We start from the raw sequence: 440 nt of genomic DNA on the forward strand, positions 1-440 counted from the left end.
GGATTGGCATCTGTCTGGTAAAACCCTGCTCTTAACCTGTTTGTTCCATCATAACTGTAGCCATATCTTCTCATTATGTTATCGTTGGCCGTTTTCCAATCAACTTCAGTAATACTTCCGTCATATTTTGGTTTTACCTTCAGATCAGGATAATCATTATTAGGGGTTTCAGCACCTTCTCTTTGGGTATATTTAATTTTATAAGCAAAAAGCTTGTTCCCTAAGTTTCCTATTTCATTTGGGTTAATGCCCGTTAACCATCCTTTGATATTGTAGGTATAATCTATACTTTGAAGGTTATTACCTACCTTTTTATTAATGATTTGGCCCAGGTCATTATACGTATAATCCGATAATAACTCCTCCATATTGGAACCAATCTGCTGATAATGTTTCAACAAGAAATTTTGAGGACTGTATGTATACCTGTTTTTTATGGT

General features: G+C 34.8%; 1 pseudogene. It reads right to left on the reverse strand.

The features are described from left to right. Nucleotides 1-368 (reverse strand): annotated as a pseudogene (locus SB679_RS23125) (RHS repeat-associated core domain-containing protein); the annotation flags it as partial. Between the last annotated feature and the right edge of the window lie 72 nt (nt 369-440).

Source organism: Chryseobacterium sp. SIMBA_029, from assembly GCF_046535275.1.
Lineage (GTDB): Bacteria > Bacteroidota > Bacteroidia > Flavobacteriales > Weeksellaceae > Chryseobacterium.